We start from the raw sequence: 245 nt of genomic DNA on the forward strand, positions 1-245 counted from the left end.
AGGCTCTTCCCATTTCGCTCGCCACTACTTTGGGAATCTCGGTTGATTTCTTTTCCTGCAGCTACTTAGATGTTTCAGTTCGCCGCGTTCGCTTCGTTAGCCTATGTATTCAGCTAACGATGACCTAAAAGGCCGGGTTTCCCCATTCGGAAATCTTCGGATCAAAGCTTGTTTGTCAGCTCCCCGAAGCTTATCGCAGACTTCTACGTCCTTCATCGCCTGTAATCGCCAAGGCATCCGCCATG

1 rRNA gene is annotated in these 245 nt (G+C 49.8%); it reads right to left on the minus strand.

Annotated features, from left to right (window positions below):
• Window positions 1–245: ribosomal RNA gene (locus tag GM658_RS28770) — 23S ribosomal RNA — on the minus strand; the annotation flags it as partial.

Source organism: Massilia eburnea, from assembly GCF_009720745.1.
GTDB classification, from domain to species: domain Bacteria; phylum Pseudomonadota; class Gammaproteobacteria; order Burkholderiales; family Burkholderiaceae_D; genus Rugamonas; species Rugamonas eburnea.